Origin of the sequence: Brucella sp. IR068 (assembly GCF_049065885.1) — a bacterium.
GTDB classification, from domain to species: domain Bacteria; phylum Pseudomonadota; class Alphaproteobacteria; order Rhizobiales; family Rhizobiaceae; genus Brucella; species Brucella intermedia.
Genome location: NZ_JBAKHE010000011.1, coordinates 53,656 through 69,938 on the forward strand (window position 1 = coordinate 53,656; position 16,283 = coordinate 69,938).

A 16,283-nucleotide genomic window follows, 5' to 3' on the forward strand; every position below is an offset into this window, starting at 1 on the left:
CATCGCGTTGCAGCGATGTGCTGTCTTTCATTCCGGTTGCGCCATTTCACGGAGCATCTGCGCCGCACTTTCTTCATCGGTGATGAGAACGGTCGGCTTCAGAAGCTTTATCGCGCCAAGCAGGGCTGCAATCTTCTCTTTTCCGCCTGACGTGAGGATACGCTGCGGCGTCTTTTGTAGACTTTCGATCTTCGCCGACATGACACGATCATGGACCGGATCATCGACGATCTTGCCGTCCTTGTCATAGAAATGGAACAGCACGTCGCCAACGGCGCCGTTTTCGATGAGGGACAGTTTCTGCGCCTCATCGATCAGGCCCACACGATAGGACGTGCTGCTGGCGGTCTGAATATCGCCGACGCTGAGCAGGACCATGTCGAGTTCTTCGGCCATGTCGAGCACGGTGTTCAGCCCGCAGCGCTCGATGAGGGCAATGCGGGTTTCCTTGCTGTCGACCAGAGCCGGGGCGGGGATCAGGTAGCCTTCGCCCTGAAAAATCTGCGCAAACTGCCAAGCGAATTCCGGCGGATTTGAACGGCGCGGCTGTACGATGCCGCCGAGCAGGGAAATGACTTTCAGATCGTTGAGCGGGCGCGCCCCGATATGTTGCAGGGTGCTGGAAAGGGTACGTCCCCAGCCCACCCCGATCGTCATGCCGTGCTGCACCTTTTCGGAAAGATAGGCGCCCGTGGCGGCACTGATTGGCGGGATAGGATCGATGTCGGGTGAAGAGAGGGGGGCGACGATGGCGCGGTCCAGTCCGAAGGTTTTCTCAAGTTCGACTTCGAGGGATGTCAGACTTGCCAGCTTGCCTTCGATGGTAATCTTAACTTCATTGCGAGCGCGGGCATCGGCAAGAAGGCGAACGATTGTGACACGCCCGACGCCGAGCGCTTCCGCGATGTCGTTCTGGGTCATTTGTTCGACATAATACATCCACGCAGCGCGTGTTCGCAGCCGGCTTGTACGGTTTTCGGCAGCCACACCTTCCGATCCGATGATGAGGTCCGCTGTTTCCGGATTTTTCTGTGTCTTCCTGCCGGCCTTTTTCAAAACTATCCCTCAAATTAATGGCGTAATACTGCATTATATAAGCGCTGTTCTTACACCGAAACTATTGCTTTTCCGTGTGAAGGCAAACCATAATTCATGTGTCTGGTCCATCCTGTTGCGATGGTGCTGTCATAAGGAAATCGACAATGTTGCGCACTCTTTCGGAAGAAATTGCAGTCAATCTGAAGGACCGCCTGCGTGGCGTTCGATACATGATTCGTCGCAATTGCCACGAAGGTTTGCCGGAGGCCGAAAGGCGCAGCAACATCCCGTCTCCTGAACTGTTGCTGGAACATGCGGCAAGCATGGTGGACAAGGCTCTGACGACAGCCGAAACGATTTCCATTTCGCTGATTTCGGCTGACCCGAAGGTCCATAACAGTGCGCCGCATGTCAAAAGCTTGTCGGTCTATTTCGGTGCCGGCACGGAAGGGGCACGCGCTTTCCGCAAGGATATTTATTATCTCACCAAGGAAGTGTTGCGCCGCCATCAGTTGCAGAACGTGCTTATCCAGGAAGCGGCATTCGTAACGGTTCATGCAAGGATGATGCGGAAACATGGCTCTTTGCTGAAAAGCGTATTTTCCGCAGAAGCAGGCGAAACGAAAATTGCTGCCACCTCCAGGGCCGTGACAGCCCTTTTTCTGGAACTGCTTGGCGAAAGACCCGTGCGGTTCATCTCCATGGAAGGGCATCGCGACCCCCAAGCCTTGCGCAAATTTGAAACGACCTGTTTTGCAGCGGTGGGGCTTGCCTGTGGTCTGGCGACTGCAAAAGCGGCGGATCTGGCAGGCGTCGATCCTTTGGAGAGCGCAATTCTGGCGCTGGATGTGCGCCATGATCGTCTCATGCAGGCAGCAGAAGAGCGCGATCAGGCGCAGCTCGAAACATTGTTCCAGACGCTAATTGCTCATCTTCCCTGACTCGGGGCAGACGGCTGAAACATATCCAGGATAAGCTTCTTCGCGCGGGGAATTGATGCCGGGCTCATGCTGAGTTCGGTCAGTCCCATTCGCAGGAACTCGCCGATGAGTTCCGGTCTTCCTGCCGCCTCCCCGCACATGCAGACCATGATACCTGCTTCCGTACCGGCTTTAGCAGTCATCTCGATTGCCGCCATCACCGCCGGATGGCTAACATCGTTGAGTTTCGCCACGGTCGGGTTGAGCCGGTCCGCAGCCATCACATATTGCGTCAGGTCATTGGTGCCGATGGAGAAAAAAGCCGCCTCTTTTGCAAGTTCCCGCGCAGCGAAAACAGCGGCGGGCGTCTCGATCATCACGCCAAGGTCGAATCCGGCAAAGGCTTTGCCTTCGCTTTCAAGCTCGCCGATACATTCGGCGATAAGGCGTTTGGTTGCGCGGATTTCTTCGACATCCGAAACCATGGGCAACATGACTTTGAGATTGCCGCTGACCGCTGCACGCAAAAGCGCTCGCAATTGCGGCTTGAACACGTCCACCCGGTCCAGACACATGCGAATGCCGCGCCAGCCAAGGAAAGGGTTTTCTTCTTCGGGAAATTCGATACCGGCAATCGGTTTGTCGCCGCCGATATCCAGTGTGCGAACGATGACGGGGTTCGGCGCAAAGGCTTTCAGCAGCGCGGAATAGGTTTCGGTCTGCATATCTTCTGAAGGCAGGTGAATATGCTTCATGAAGAGAAGTTCGGTGCGGAAAAGCCCGACCCCCATTGCACCGGATTCAAGCGCGACTTCGATCTCTTCCAGCGCACCCATGTTGGCTGCAACTTCGATGATCGTACCGTCGGCCCTGCGCGGCGTGACGGAGCGGTAAGCATCAAGTGCCTGCTTTTCCTGCAAGGCCCTGGAAATGCGCGCTTCGATTTCGTTGCGGGCGGCTGTGTCCGGATCAGCATGAACGATGCCCGAACTTCCGTCCACTGCCACGATTTTCGCATTTCGTAGTTGCTGCACAGCGCTTCCCAGACCAAGAACTGCTGGAATGCCATGCGTACGCGCAATGATGGCCACATGCGAGGTCGCACCGCCATGCCCGCAGACGACGCCTTTGATCTTCTTGAGCGGCGCTCTTGCGAGATCCCAGGCGCCGATGTCTTCTGCGATGAGCACCGATCCTTCCGGCAGGCCTTCCAGATTGACGTCTTCCTTGCCGAGAAGCGCAAGGCATATCTGGCGGCTGACGGCGTGCACATCGTCCGCGCGCGCGTTGAGATACGGATCATCCAGTGCTGCAAATTGCCCGGCCAGGGTTGCAGCCGCGGCGAGCATCGCCGAGATTGCGTCGAGACCGCCTCGAATAAGCCCGATCGCTTCATCGATCAGGCTGTCATCCGCGGCAATATCCTTCAGTGCTGCAATAATGCCTCTGTCTGCATCTGCAAGATTGCCGCCGGAAAGGGAGGCATCCATGCGTTGCTGTACGGTGGTGATAGCCGACCTGAAGCGAGCGATCTCGGTCTCTATTTCATCGGATGCGAGTTTACGGCCCGAAGGTTTGATTTCTTCGGGGAAAAATGGAAAAGCCGCACCCAATGAAATGCCTTCGCTTGCGCCAACTCCCTTGATCTGGCCTGCGGGGAGTTTGGGCGTGATCGCCACTTGCGGCATGGTTGCGGCTTGAGGTGCAGCCGGAGCATCGGGTGCAGCTGGCGCGGCGACCTCTTCCAGGCCCGCCTGCGGGTTTTCCAGATAGCCGATCAGCGCTTCAATGGCTTCAATCGCGTCTGCTCCATCGGCACGAACGGTGACTTCGTCAAGCTCCTTCACGCCAAGCAGCATCAGCTTGACAGAGCTTTTGGCGCTTACGCTTTTTCCGGCCTTGGCGATTTCAATATCACTCTCAAAACCCTTGGCCAGTTTAACGAAGCGGGTCGCAGGGCGCGCATGCAGCCCCTCACGCACCCGGACGATAGTCGAGCGTTCCATCTATGTAAGCCTCAAATCGACGTCTGAAACATTTCAACGCAATGATTGTTGAAAATGGGTTCCAATCGTCTGTTTTAACACGCAATTCCAAATCCAGGGATGGGCAGTTTCAGCCGCCAATGGTGATAATCTGCCCCTCCTTGAGAGCAGCGACAAGCTCTTCGCCTGCTATTTCACTGGCGCAGATTTCGCCGGGGCGATCTGTCGAATCTGCACCGGTGAATGAAATGACGACATGCCCGATTTCGCGCACCTTCTGCCAGGCGCTTTCGCCAACGGCGGTGATTTCGGCCTTGAGTGCACCGATTGCGATCTTCGTTCCGACGGCAGGAGCCGAAGCCTCGGGGCCTTCCTCCACCACGTGGAGGACAGATACTTCGGCCAGTTCCGGGGGAGAACCGTCAGCAAACAGGATCAGAACGCCGCCTTCAGCGAGGTCCGCAACTTCCGGGCCGATTGCGGTGATCCGCGTTTTCAGGTGTATCGACATAGAGGCGGTCCTTTCTTTCTATGGTATTCGATGCTCGGCGAAATCGATCGGAAAACATCGTTACTGCACGTGTTTGGGAGGTTGCCCGCCGCCGCCTTTGCTGCGGCGGGCTGAAAGCTCAAAGCACCGCGAGGCTGACCAGCCATGCGATCAAAACCGAAAGCGGGCCCATGATCTGACGGCTGATCAGAACCGCTGGCACGCCGATTTCGATGGTCTTCGGCTTGGCTTCTCCGAGCGCCAGGCCGACCGGCACGAAGTCGCAACCGACCTGCGTGTTATAGGCAAACAAGGCGGGCAGGGCCATTGCCGGGGCAATTGTGCCGTTTGCGATCTGCGGGCCGATGATCGCCACGCCGACGACCTGCGCGATAACCGCACCCGGCCCCAGAATTGGCGACAGGAACGGCAGCCCGCAAATTGCGGAAAGCACAAGCAAACCAACAATGTTATTGGCCAATGGTCCGAGCGGCTGGGCGAGAATATCGCCAATCCCGGTATAGAGGATCAGGCCGATCAGCATTGTCACAAATGCCATGAACGGCAGTACGTTGCGGATAACCTGATCGATCGTGCGGCGTCCGGCCTGGAAGAAGATACCAACGACGCGCCCCATGACGCGGCCGATGCTGCTGATAAGCCCGACAAGGCCGCCTTCGCTCGGCTGTTCCACTGGCGCAGGCTTTTCTTCTTCAACGGCAGCAGCAGCCGGAGCTGCGGCGGCTGAACCGTCAGCGGGAACGATGTTTTCCGGTTTTACGCCAGAAACGTAGATATCTTCAGTGATGAATTGTGCCAGCGGACCTGCCTGCCCGACCGGAGTGATGTTTACGGTCGGGATGCGCTTGCGCGGATAAACGCCGCAGCGGGCTGTGCCGCCGCAATCGACAACCACTACTGCCATTTCGCTTTCGATTGGTGGTGAGCGAAAACCATCAACCGCCTCCGCGCCGGTCAGCTCGGCGATCTGGCGCGCAAGCGGATGGATGCCGCCGCCGGTGACCGAAACCACCTTGTTGCGCTGGTCGGTCGGCTGAATGACAAGCGGGCCGCCCCAGCCATTCGAGCCGCGTGAAATCTTGACTGCCTTATAGGTCTTGACCATGTTTTTCTCCCCCGGTTCCGGCTTAAAGCTCAATGCCCTGACGCCGCGCCATGATGGCGGTGATGCGTTCTGTAAGCATGCCTTTGAGAAGGATCACCACGAGACCCACGATGGCGTACCAGATGGCGACATTGATATGATAGCCGGTTGGAACCGCGCCCTTCTTCTCGAGCTCGAGAAGGGCTACCAGCACGCCGCCCCAGACAAAATATTCGCCGGGATTGATGTGCGGGAAGAGACCGAGCGGCGGATGGACGTAGGACACGGCCGCATCATAGAAAGCGGGCTTGTATTTCTCGTCCAGGAATGAGCCGAACGTGTAAGCCATCGGGTTGGTCAGAAAGAACACCGACAGAACCGGCAGTACCGTGTAGCGGGTCAGCGCAATGCGCCCGGCGCTACGCGCGATACCATGGACGCGCTTTTCGCCGACCAGTTCCGTTACGGCATAAAAAGCGGTCATCAGCACGACGAGCGTCGGGATAATGCCTGTAACAAACCCCGAGAAAACCTCGCCGCCTTTCTGGAATACGCCGATGAAGTGCTTGCCGATCGAGGCAAGCCAGCCGAGCTGCTCTTCCTGCTGGACGTTCTGAAGTCGTTCCTTGAACTGATCGACGGTAATTCCGCTGCCGCCCGCATCACCCGGCGCGGGGGCCGTTGCTTGCGCAAGCTGCAGAAGATCATTTCCCGCGTGCTCTGCGGCCTGTTTGCCATGCAGCGCCGCATCGGAAATCATGCTGCCAGCCATATGTATGGATTGAATCGTTGCGTCGGCATGTTGCGCCAACATCGTCACTATCGACATTGCTCCTCCTCGATTGCTTGTTTCAGGCAAGCAACTCCTATGCTCCCACTGCCTTCAGACCTTCGAGTTCGATCCCATCGGACTGGTCTCTTATGCGACCGATCTGTTCTATCGCCTGTCTGGCGGCAGCCACCACTTCAGACGTTCCTTCTCCAAACGCGGGATTGTCCGGCAATTCGCCAAGGCGCATTCCCTCAAAACCTTCACGGCGGATGAACTTTGCAAAGACGGTTCGTCCGCTCATCTGGAGGAAGCGACGCACCACGAGGTCGCGATCCACGACGATCAACACGATGACACCCTTGCCGAAACGCCCTCGTATGTGACCCGCGCCAACAAAACCGTCGGAATATTTCGAAGTGATGCCCTTCATCACATCGGAATAGTGGCGCATCTGGAACCAGACGCCCAGCGACTGGAAGCCCCACAGCAATGCGAGGGCCAGCAAAGCCCATTGCCAGATAGCCATTTTATTCTCCTCCCACGAAGGGCAAACGGCTATTTTCCACGTTCGCCTTTCATGAAATAGAGAACATTTGTCTTCGTGAATGTCAATATGTATAATTTTATCGCAAAGGAAAGACGAATGAAGACTGACATTTCAATCGACTTCGCATAATGTCGCTTGGAAACAGGAGGCCGCTCGCGTCATGGATTTGCTGCTCAGGGAACAAATGGCATCGATGCCTGATTTGCGTCATCGACTGCGCCAGTTGCGCTGGTTCAGGGCGACGTTCCGCAAGCATGCAAGCCTGCTGCATGAGCTCTACGGTGTTGAATACGACATTGATGAAAAGAAACTCACCGAGGCGTTTCTGAACTGGGTGGAGCTGGTGGACCAGAACAAGCGTTTCGCCAAGGTGGACCGCAAGGATTTCATCACCTTTGCAGCCGGGCTGGTGTTGCGCGAACTGATCCGGCTGTCTCCGGCGAAAGTTATTTCACCGCCAATTCAGGCTGACGGCGATGCGGGGCGGCTGTATGAGATCGTCAGGTTTTGGCCCGAGGGATTCCTCTACACCAACTACTGTATCTGCGCGATTGCTGCAGTGCAGGAACAGGAGTTCGGCACCGTTCCGAATATAGACCAATGTGCTGATGAATTGCGCACCTGGTGGTCCTACAAGGAAAACATTGTCGAAATGCCTGGTTACGCGATCGCATTTCTCGACAAGTTTCTGGGCGGTGAGCCCAACTGGGTGATGCCCGATCTGGCATCTGCACGCGCGGCAGTGAAGCGGGCTTTGGCGGATAAGCCAGTCACAAAGATCCAGAATAAATAGCTGGCGGTTTTTGTTTGCCTGCCCACCTGTTCGGGATCGGGGTCATTTGAAATCCGCTACCCGCTGGGACGCGCTTTTCCTATGAATGAGAACCGGAAATGCGCTAATTGGGATAGACGGTTGCCAAAAAACCATAATTAGCCAACAAGAGTTGGAATTAAACGCTCAGCGTCAAGAATGGAACATAACTTGAAACGCATCAAGATTGGCCTGGTTTGTCTCTTCCTGGCAGGTATTTTGCCCGCGCAGGCTCTCGAAGTCGGTTCGCCGGCCATTCTGAAGCCATCGCCGGAGCAGGTTCAAGCCGCTCATCTCACGGCAGAATTTCTCACGCGTTTCCATTATCGGCCCATCCCGCTGGATGACGCCTTGTCGGTCCGGATCATGAACCGGTTCATCGATTCACTGGACCCGGACAGGCTCATCTTTCTGCAGGCGGATGTCGACAAGTTCCTGACCGGCAGCAAGGAAATCGATGACGCCATCGACCGCCAGGACCTGACCATCCCCTTTTCCATTTTCAACGTCTATCAGATGCGCATCATCGAGCGCATGACGTTTGCGCGTGGCCTGCTCAAGCAGAATTTCGATTTCAGCAAGCAGGAAGAATTCTCCATCGTGCGCGACAAGGAACCCTGGCCGCGTTCGAACGCGGAAAGCGACGATCTATGGCGCAAGCGCGTCAAGAACGACTGGCTGCGTCTGAAGCTCGTCGGCAAGGATGATGCAACTATTCGCAAGACGCTCGACAAGCGTTACGAGAACTCCATCGAGCGCACGTATAAATACAAGAGCGACGATGCCTTTCAGTCATTCATGGCTGCCTATACAACATCGGTTGATCCGCACACCGATTATTTCGGCGTCAAGGCTTCGGCCGAATTTGATATTTCCATGAAGTTGTCGCTGGTTGGCATCGGTGCGGTGCTTCAGGAAAGAGACGACTATACGACGATCCGCGAGCTTGTTGCGGGCGGCCCGGCGCAGTCGTCGGGCAAGCTTGCCGTGGGCGACCGTATAATCGGCGTCGGTCAGGGCAAAGACGGTCCGATCAAAGAAGTAATCGGAATGCGTCTCGACGAAGTTGTGCAGATGATCCGCGGCGACAAGGGGTCGGTCGTGCGCCTCGATATCCTGCCGGCAGATGCCGGCGCCGATGGCAAGCATCATGTCATCACGCTGGTTCGTGACAAGATCAGTCTCGACAAACAGGCCGCCAAGAAGACGATCCTTCCCGTAAAGGACGGAGACGTTACCCGCAAGATCGGGGTGATTACGCTCCCGGCATTCTACGAAGATATTCAAGCGCGGCGGAAGGGCGACAAGAACTACAAAAGCGCCAGCCGCGATGTCGCCAAGCTGATCGCCGAGTTGAAGCAGGATAAGGTTGACGGCGTTCTGGTCGATCTGCGCAACAATGGCGGCGGTTCGCTGAGCGAGGCGATTGATCTGACAGGTCTGTTCGTCGGCAAGGGGCCAGTGGTCCAGCAACGCAATGCAAACGGCGAAGTCAAGGTTGAAAGCGATAATCTTCCGACGCCAGCCTGGAAGGGGCCGTTGGGCGTGCTCATCAATCGCGGCTCTGCTTCCGCCTCGGAAATTTTCGCGGCGGCAATTCAGGATTACGGCCGGGGCGTGGTCATAGGCGAGCCAAGTTTCGGTAAGGGAACCGTGCAGACCGTGGTCGACCTCGATGAAGTGGCCAACAATCCCAAACCTGAATATGGCGAGCTTAAATTTACGGTCGCCCAGTTCTTCCGTGTCGACGGTGGAACGACGCAGTTGCGCGGCGTGACGCCCGATATCAGCCTGCCGGGCCTCTTCGATCTGAAGCTTGTCGGTGAATCGAGCTTCGACAATGCTTTGCCGTGGTCTCAGGTTTCAGCGGCGAAATACAAAGCCTCTGATGACATAAAAGCGTTGCTGCCAAAGCTGCAAAATCTGCACGACGAGCGCGTGCAGAAATCCCGCGAGTTCCAGGACTTTGTGGAAGATGTAGCGACGCTTAAGGCGCAGCGCGAGAAAAAGGTCATCTCGCTCAATGAAACGGTGCGTCGCAATGAGATGACCGCGCAGGAAAATCGAGCCAAGGCGCGCGGAAAATCCAATGATGGCATTGATGCGCAGATTGACGACGGCCTGCAGTCGAACGAGCGAAGCCTGAGTGCCGACCTTGCAATCGAGAAGAGCCGCAAGAACGCGACGGATGTTCTGCAGAACGAAGCCGCCGCGATTGTCACCGATCTGGCTATCCTGCAAAACAAAGTGCCCGAGCACGCTGCAAATTAAAGAAAGGCACCGCTTGTGGAGAGCGGGCGTTAAATCGTAGCGAAGACCACGATCCCGATACGTATATCGGGATCGGCCATCAGTACATGCCTGCAGCGTCGGGCTAGCGGATTGATCCGGATTTGTCGGTTCCAGCTCATGCCGTCGGGGATAAAAACAGCCGCACGCTAAAGACAGGAGCGTCTCAAACTTTCGACCGCATAGGGCTCAAGAGTAACCTCGCCAGACTGAGCTATGCTGACGGCCTCATGTTGTGAAGTGATGTTCACCAGCCAGAATTCTTGTTCTGTCGCAAAAGCCAGAACGTGGCCGGGCCGGGACGAAACAAGCTGCTGCCATCTCTTTCCTGCCAGCGCGGACAAGGTTCTTATCGTATTGAAGAGCGGGCGTTTCTCCCCTGCGGGCCTTGGCTCGTTTTCCCCGGCAATAAGCCCGAACGAGCCTGTGACAGCCGAAAGCGTCAGGCTGTCGAGGCCTGCATTCAGCACCGATATGGCGTAGGCCATCGCGAAGCTTTCACCGAATTTTCCATTATGACGCGGGTCGCGGTTGGCCATGGCTATGCGTCTGCCATGCGGGTTTTCCATTGTGCGGCTGCCATAGGGATTCTGGCGCATGGGAATGGTGGACGGCCCGATGCGATAGGGTTTGTCGCCATAGATCGCGCGTACAGAACGGGTAATGAACGGCAGCGCCTCCAGCGTCTGCATGACGCTGAGGTCGTCGGCAGCGTGGACAATCGGATTGGTACAGTGGCTGACAAAATCAACAAGCTCACCCGGAACACGCTTGCGATTGAGCTCGGTGAAATAGCTTAGCATTCCGCCGCCGAGACGCACATTCGGGAAGGCCGCTCTTGCTGCGGCATAAACCTCCTCAAGCGGCGGGCAGGGTGGCCATTCGCTGCCGGGTGGCGTCGATTGCCGGTCTATGGCAGGCGAAACGATGATTGCATCCGGGGTGAAGCCCGCTGCTTTCATATCGGACGCGATTGCAGTCGTCTCGTCGATAAGGTTGGTTTTGCACGGCAACGCAATTTCAAGCGCGACGCGTCCCTTGTGGCTCCCGCCTAATGCTGCGAAATCTGCAAAGACTGAACCTTCATGTCCCGCCAACGGATCGTAATGAAACAGAAGGTCCTGCGGGGCAAGTTCCCGAAGCAACTCTGTTGCAGCTGAACTGGCCTTGGCTTCTTCCGGCGTGATGATGATGCCGATATTGGGCATGACGCCGCCCGTGTCTCCGAAAGTGATTTTCACCGGTTCAGCATGTTGGGCCACTTTGGATGTTGCTGGGAGCGTGTCAGCAATGTTGAGCACAATGCGCTGATGCTGGGGCTTCAAAGCTTCGATCCGGTAGGGCCATGGCAGAGCCAGCGGACGTACATAGGTCTTGTAGGATGCATCTGACCAGTTGCGCTGGTCTTCCATCTCGAACGTATCGCCTTCCATGCGACATTCGACCATGAGGCCGGGGATAGCCTCGTGGGTGATTGCACGCATGTCCTTGAAGGGCTGCCACGGCTCGATCAGGTCGGGGAGGCGGGTTTTGTTGAACACGCCATCGACATGCTCTACAGTCACGGGCGAACCGGCCACGCCGATGACCGGATGCAGAATGCAGAAGCCGCAACGGTTGGTTTCAAAGCCGGTCGCGGTATTGGCCACGGCGTCGAAAGTGAGTGCGCCGTCACGCTCGGCCTGAATGCGGACATCAATGGTGAGTCGCGTTGCATCCGGGCTTTCGCAACGTGCCTGATAGGTGACGATGAAACCGCTGTCGTTTTGCTCAACATTCAGATCATGGATTTCCGGATTATAGGTTCCCCAATCGCGATCCCTTACCAGGTAGGAGATGGCGCGCAGAACCTCGACGCCGTCATAGGTGATGGTGCGAAGATTGCCGTCGCTGAGATCGACGGCAAGAAGCCCTGCTTTCAGATGCGTTGCCGTGGCTTCTGCTTCGCGCGTGCCATAGAGCAGGAATGGATCGACTTTGCTCATTTCAGCAATGCCTTGATGTCGATGCGATTGCCGCTTGCTGCACTGTCATAGGCAGCCTCGACAAGCGCAAAGGTCTTGAGATTGTCTGCGCCCGATGTCGAGGTTTCTGCACCGGAAGCGAGTTTATCCACCCAATGCTGCTGAATGGCAAAAACGCTTTCCTGAATATTGTGCCACGGACGCGAGGCCCAGGAGAGCAGTTTTGGCGAAACGTCGGAAACTGTCGTACCCCCGGACGTAATCACTTCAAGGCGATAGCCCTGATAAAGACGGATCGAGCCTTCCGTGCCGTCCAGTTCGATCAGCGTTTCCGGGAAAGGGTCGGTTTCGTGCTTCGTGGCATAGCTCACATCGACAACGGAAGTAGCTCCATTTTCATGGTCCATGAGAATGGTTGCCACATCTTCGCCCTTGATCTTCGGGTTGACACGCTTGGTGCGTGCGACAAGGCTTGTCACGTCACCCAGAATAAAACGTGCAATATCCAGCGTATGAATGCCAAGGTCTTCGATGATGAAGCGCTCGCCTTCTGCAAGATAAGGCTGGCCGGAGAAAACATCAAAGCCGGAGCGGAATGAAAAGCGACCCCAGAACGACGCGCCGATGACGCCGCTGTCGAGCGCTGTGCGCACGGCCTGGATAGGCGTCTGCCAGCGGAAGTTTTCATGCACCATGAGAGGAATGCCTACCTCATCGCAGACCTTCACCATCGCCTTTGCATCGTCGAGCGTCTTCGCAAAAGGTTTCTGGCAGATTGCCGGCACCTTATGGGCGGCAGCAAGTTCCACCAGCGCGCGGTGGCTTGCAACGGTGGTGGCGATATCGACAAAATCGATGCCGCCGTCCGCAAATAGCGCCTTAGCATCCGTGTAGCGGCGCTCGATGCCAAACTGGTCGCCGACAATCTTCAACCGCTCCGGGTCGCGGTCGCAGATTGCCTCGATCTTGGCACCCGAAACGTCTTTCCATGCATGCATCTGATTGATTGCGAAGAAACCGCAGCCGATCAGAGCGCCATTCAATTCTGCCATTTTTAACCCGCTTTTGCCATTTGCATGAGTGTAACGCGCTGCTGGAGGCGGCGCTGTGCCTGATCGACCACCACGGCGATGATGATGACAAGGCCCTTGATGACCATCTGCCAGAAGGACGATACGCCCATCATGACGAGACCGTCGGAGAGAATGCCGATGACGAATGCGCCGATGATGGTGCCGCCAATGGTGCCGCGCCCGCCCGACATGGAGGTGCCGCCGAGAACTGCCGCCGCAATGGCGTTAAGCTCAAACGAATTACCTGTTGCCGGATGCGACGACATGAGTTCGGACGAGATGATAAGCCCCGCGATCGCGGCGCAGAAGCCTGAAAACATATAGACGAACATCTTTACGCGGTCGACACGGATGCCGGACATGCGCGCAGCGCGTTCATTGCCACCGACTGCGAAAATCTGACGACCAAGAGGCGTATAGCGCGCGATATAGGCTGCGGCCAATGCGACGACGATCAGAATCCAGATCGAGACCGGAAGACCGAGAATGCTGCCTGATCCGAGGAAGGCGAAGCCGGTTGTGCCCAGATCTTCACGGCCCACAAGGTTCGGGAAGGTCTGACCATCGGAAGACAGAAGTGCCAGACCGCGCGCCACATAAAGCGTGCCGAGTGTCGCGATGAAGGGTGCAACATTCAGTTTGGTTATCAATAGCCCGTTTATGAAGCCAACTGCGATGCCGACCGCCAGTGTGATCAGCGAGATTTCGATGATGTTGAAATAGATTGTATAGCCGATGCCAAGATCGATACCGTAGATCAGAAGACCGCCGGCAACCATGCCGCAAAGCCCGACAATTGAGCCGACTGAAAGGTCGATGCCGCCGGTGATGATGACGAAAGTCATGCCCATTGCAAGAAACGCGTTAAGAGCAACGTGCTTTGACATCAGGATCAGGTTGGCGGTCGACAGAAAGTTCGGTGCTGCGAACGAGAAGAAGATGAATACCGCGAAAAGCGCGATGAAGGTTCTCAGTTTCATAAGCGTCAGCAGGGCCGAGCCGCTGTTAAAGGTTGAGTCAGTGGCGGCCGTCGTCGTGTTGGCTGTCATGACGCGCGTTCCCTTGTTTGTTTGCTGTGGTCGTTGTCATGCGTATGTCCGTGGCCCTTGGCCGAAGCGGCAACAATATCGGCTTCCGTTGCTTTATCGCGGTCGAAAATGGCAATCAGCTTCCCATTGCTGAGCACCGCGATGCGATCGGAGAGCGCCATGACTTCTTCCAGATCAGAGGTTGAAAAGAGAATGGAAAGACCTTCGGCGGCAAGCCTGCGCATGGTGCGGAAAACGTCGGCTTTCGCACCCACATCGATGCCGCGCGATGGCTCGTCCATCAGGAGAACTTTTGGATTGGTCATCAGCGCCTTGCCGATGACGACCTTCTGCTGGTTGCCGCCCGACATTGAAGTGACCTCAAATTCCGGGTTCGGCGCCTTGATGGAAAGGTCTTGGATCGCCTGTTGAATGGCCTGTTTTTCACGCTTTGGCGTGATGTGGAAAAAGCGGGCCAGGCGGTCGAGGCTTGCCAGTGTCAGATTACTGGCAATCGACAGGATCTGGACCAGGCCTTCGCGCTGGCGATCTTCCGGGATGAGTGCAAGGCCGCGCCGGATACGACGGGTCGTGTCTCGCTCCTTCACTTCCTCGCCATCGATATAGATTTGGCCCGTAGAATGCCCGTGCTGCCCCATCACACATTCGAAAAACTCGGAACGTCCAGCCCCCATAAGGCCGTAGATTCCAAGAACTTCACCTGCGCGGACGGTTAGCGAGACATCATCGACTGCCAGCCCGCCTGTTGGGCGGGGCAGCGTGATGTTTTCGGCGCGAAACCGTTCCGCACCGATCTTGTGGGTCACGGGCTTGGCAAAATCCTTGGCATCCGAACCGATCATCGAACGAACGATCCATTGCGTATCGATATTTTTGATTTCTTCCTGGCCGGTGATTTTTCCGTCGCGCAGAACGGTGATGTAATCGCCGATCCGCATCAGTTCTTCGAGACGATGCGAAATATAGACGATTGCCACCCCTTGGCTTTTCAATTCAGCAATCACCTTGAACAGAATATCCACTTCGGCTGCGGAAAGTGCCGAAGTCGGCTCGTCCATGATGACGATGCGTGCATCGAGCGAAATGGCCTTGGCGATTTCGACGAGCTGCTGTTGTCCGATGGGCAGATCGGCCACAAGCGTATTTGCGCTGATGCCTGCATCAAGCCAGTCGAGATACTCGCTGGCTTTTGCGACCTGCGCCCTGTGATCAATGCCCCGCAAACCGCGTGTAATCTCGCGTGTGGCAAAGATATTCTCTGCCACAGTCATGTTTGAAAACAGGTTCAACTCCTGAAAGATCATCGCAATGCCGCGCTTCTGCGCGTCGGCGGGGCTGTCGAATGCTACTTCCTCGCCATCGAGAATGATCTTCCCCATGGTCGGGCGCTCAACACCCGCGATGATTTTCATCAGCGTTGACTTGCCAGCACCGTTTTCACCGACAAGCACGTTGACCGAGCCGCGGCGCAATTCAAGATTGGCGCGCTTGACCGCGACAATGCCTGAATAGACCTTGGAAACATCTTCAAGCTTGAGGACGATATCGTGCTTCCGGTTCGATTCCGTCTTCATGACTCATTTCTCCAAAGAGATGGAAACGGGGGTGAGAACCGGAAGCTGACCCTTTGACGGCAAGGGGAAAGCGCCTTGCGCTTTCACCTTCATGCCGACCAGATTTTCGCGCGGCAGTTTGGACAATACGTCGTCATTGATGCGGGTATTGAAAGCCTTGCCGAACTGCGCCCAGTCGATCTGGTTGCGGAATTCGTTGAAGTTCACGAATGAGAGGCTGTCGCGGATTGCAGTGCCGCGAACGGTTGGCCCAATCTGCACGCGTGCATCTGGCTTGCCATCGCCATTGCTGTCGACGTCGACATAGGCGGCGCGGGATTTCGTTTCTGCGGCGACCACGGTGCCTTCAAGCCTGACGACGAAAGTCCAGGGGGCATTGCCTTGCTTTTCGCGATGACCGTATTTCGCTCCGGCGGCGTCCGCGTCTGCATCTGCTGCCTGCATCACTTCATCGAGCGTCGCAGTTTTTTCGGCAAAGAACGGCTTAACCTTTGCGTCCCAGATGTCGGAAACCGAACGATCCGGATTGAAATTATCGCCGCGTGCTTCTGCGGCTTCTTCCGCTGTCGGGGTCTTGATGATTTTGCAGCCCGAAAGCGCGACACCGCAGGCCAGCAGAATAATGGAAGCTGACTTCAGCACTGACATGAATCTATCCTCGATATC

The 16,283-nt window shown here is 56.3% G+C and carries 14 protein-coding genes; 3 read left to right on the forward strand and 11 right to left on the reverse strand.

Annotation, left to right across the window (positions count from 1 at the left end; genetic code table 11):
• Positions 1-27: 27 nt before the first annotated feature.
• The gene (locus ACOWVS_RS17675; RefSeq protein WP_006470092.1) at positions 28-1,056 is read right to left on the reverse strand and encodes a sugar-binding transcriptional regulator; all 1,029 of its coding nucleotides are present in this window, start codon (positions 1,054-1,056) and stop codon (positions 28-30) included.
• 146 nt (positions 1,057-1,202) lie between these two features.
• Here ACOWVS_RS17675 and ACOWVS_RS17680 point away from each other — a divergent pair, with 146 nt between their 5' ends.
• Positions 1,203-1,979, forward strand: coding sequence for a hypothetical protein (locus tag ACOWVS_RS17680; protein ID WP_006471857.1), 777 nt, complete (start codon positions 1,203-1,205; stop codon positions 1,977-1,979).
• Here ACOWVS_RS17680 and ptsP read toward each other — a convergent pair.
• The 5 genes from ptsP to ACOWVS_RS17705 all read right to left on the reverse strand — a co-directional run bounded on the left by ptsP (position 1,967) and on the right by ACOWVS_RS17705 (position 6,836).
• Positions 1,967-3,964 (reverse strand): phosphoenolpyruvate--protein phosphotransferase, encoded by a 1,998-nt coding sequence (gene ptsP, locus ACOWVS_RS17685; RefSeq protein WP_006470094.1) that lies wholly within the window; start codon positions 3,962-3,964, stop codon positions 1,967-1,969. The genes ACOWVS_RS17680 and ptsP overlap by 13 nt on opposite strands.
• Positions 3,965-4,073: 109 nt before the next feature.
• Positions 4,074-4,454 carry a PTS glucitol/sorbitol transporter subunit IIA gene (locus tag ACOWVS_RS17690; RefSeq protein ID WP_006470095.1) on the reverse strand — a complete coding sequence of 127 codons (381 nt, stop codon included), beginning with the start codon at positions 4,452-4,454 and terminating at the stop codon, positions 4,074-4,076.
• Positions 4,455-4,572: 118 nt separating this feature from the next.
• Positions 4,573-5,559, reverse strand: a complete 987-nt coding sequence (srlE, locus tag ACOWVS_RS17695) for a PTS glucitol/sorbitol transporter subunit IIB (RefSeq protein ID WP_006471858.1) — start codon at positions 5,557-5,559, stop codon at positions 4,573-4,575.
• A 22-nt stretch (positions 5,560-5,581) separates the two neighbouring features.
• Positions 5,582-6,367 carry a PTS glucitol/sorbitol transporter subunit IIC gene (srlA, locus tag ACOWVS_RS17700; RefSeq protein WP_025091134.1) on the reverse strand — a complete coding sequence of 262 codons (786 nt, stop codon included), beginning with the start codon at positions 6,365-6,367 and terminating at the stop codon, positions 5,582-5,584.
• Between the two features lie 37 nt (positions 6,368-6,404).
• The gene (locus ACOWVS_RS17705) at positions 6,405-6,836 is read right to left on the reverse strand and encodes a transcriptional regulator GutM (protein WP_006470098.1); all 432 of its coding nucleotides are present in this window, start codon (positions 6,834-6,836) and stop codon (positions 6,405-6,407) included.
• Positions 6,837-7,017: 181 nt separating this feature from the next.
• Between ACOWVS_RS17705 and ACOWVS_RS17710 the strand changes: the two genes are divergently transcribed.
• Positions 7,018-7,650: a hypothetical protein gene (locus ACOWVS_RS17710; protein WP_006470099.1), complete on the forward strand. Its 633-nt coding sequence runs from the start codon at positions 7,018-7,020 to the stop codon at positions 7,648-7,650.
• A gap of 177 nt (positions 7,651-7,827) precedes the next feature.
• Positions 7,828-9,939, forward strand: coding sequence for a carboxy terminal-processing peptidase (locus ACOWVS_RS17715; protein ID WP_006470100.1), 2,112 nt, complete (start codon positions 7,828-7,830; stop codon positions 9,937-9,939).
• Between the two features lie 167 nt (positions 9,940-10,106).
• Here ACOWVS_RS17715 and apnL read toward each other — a convergent pair whose 3' ends face one another.
• Genes apnL through ACOWVS_RS17740 form a run of 5 tightly spaced genes read right to left on the reverse strand, consistent with a single transcriptional unit; the run spans position 10,107 to position 16,265 of the window.
• Positions 10,107-11,942, reverse strand: a complete 1,836-nt coding sequence (gene apnL / locus ACOWVS_RS17720) for a D-apionate lactonase (protein WP_075042210.1) — start codon at positions 11,940-11,942, stop codon at positions 10,107-10,109.
• Positions 11,939-12,973, reverse strand: a complete 1,035-nt coding sequence (locus ACOWVS_RS17725; protein ID WP_006470102.1) for a Gfo/Idh/MocA family protein — start codon at positions 12,971-12,973, stop codon at positions 11,939-11,941. Before ACOWVS_RS17725 ends, apnL begins: the two co-directional genes overlap by 4 nt.
• A 2-nt stretch (positions 12,974-12,975) precedes the next feature.
• On the reverse strand, positions 12,976-14,043 hold the full coding sequence (locus tag ACOWVS_RS17730; protein ID WP_006470103.1) for an ABC transporter permease: 1,068 nt from the start codon (positions 14,041-14,043) through the stop codon (positions 12,976-12,978).
• The gene (locus ACOWVS_RS17735; RefSeq protein ID WP_075042209.1) at positions 14,040-15,617 is read right to left on the reverse strand and encodes a sugar ABC transporter ATP-binding protein; all 1,578 of its coding nucleotides are present in this window, start codon (positions 15,615-15,617) and stop codon (positions 14,040-14,042) included. Before ACOWVS_RS17735 ends, ACOWVS_RS17730 begins: the two co-directional genes overlap by 4 nt.
• Before the next feature lie 3 nt (positions 15,618-15,620).
• A complete protein-coding gene (locus ACOWVS_RS17740; protein ID WP_006470105.1) occupies positions 15,621-16,265 on the reverse strand; it encodes a DUF2291 family protein in 645 nt (214 codons plus the stop codon).
• Positions 16,266-16,283 lie beyond the last annotated feature (18 nt).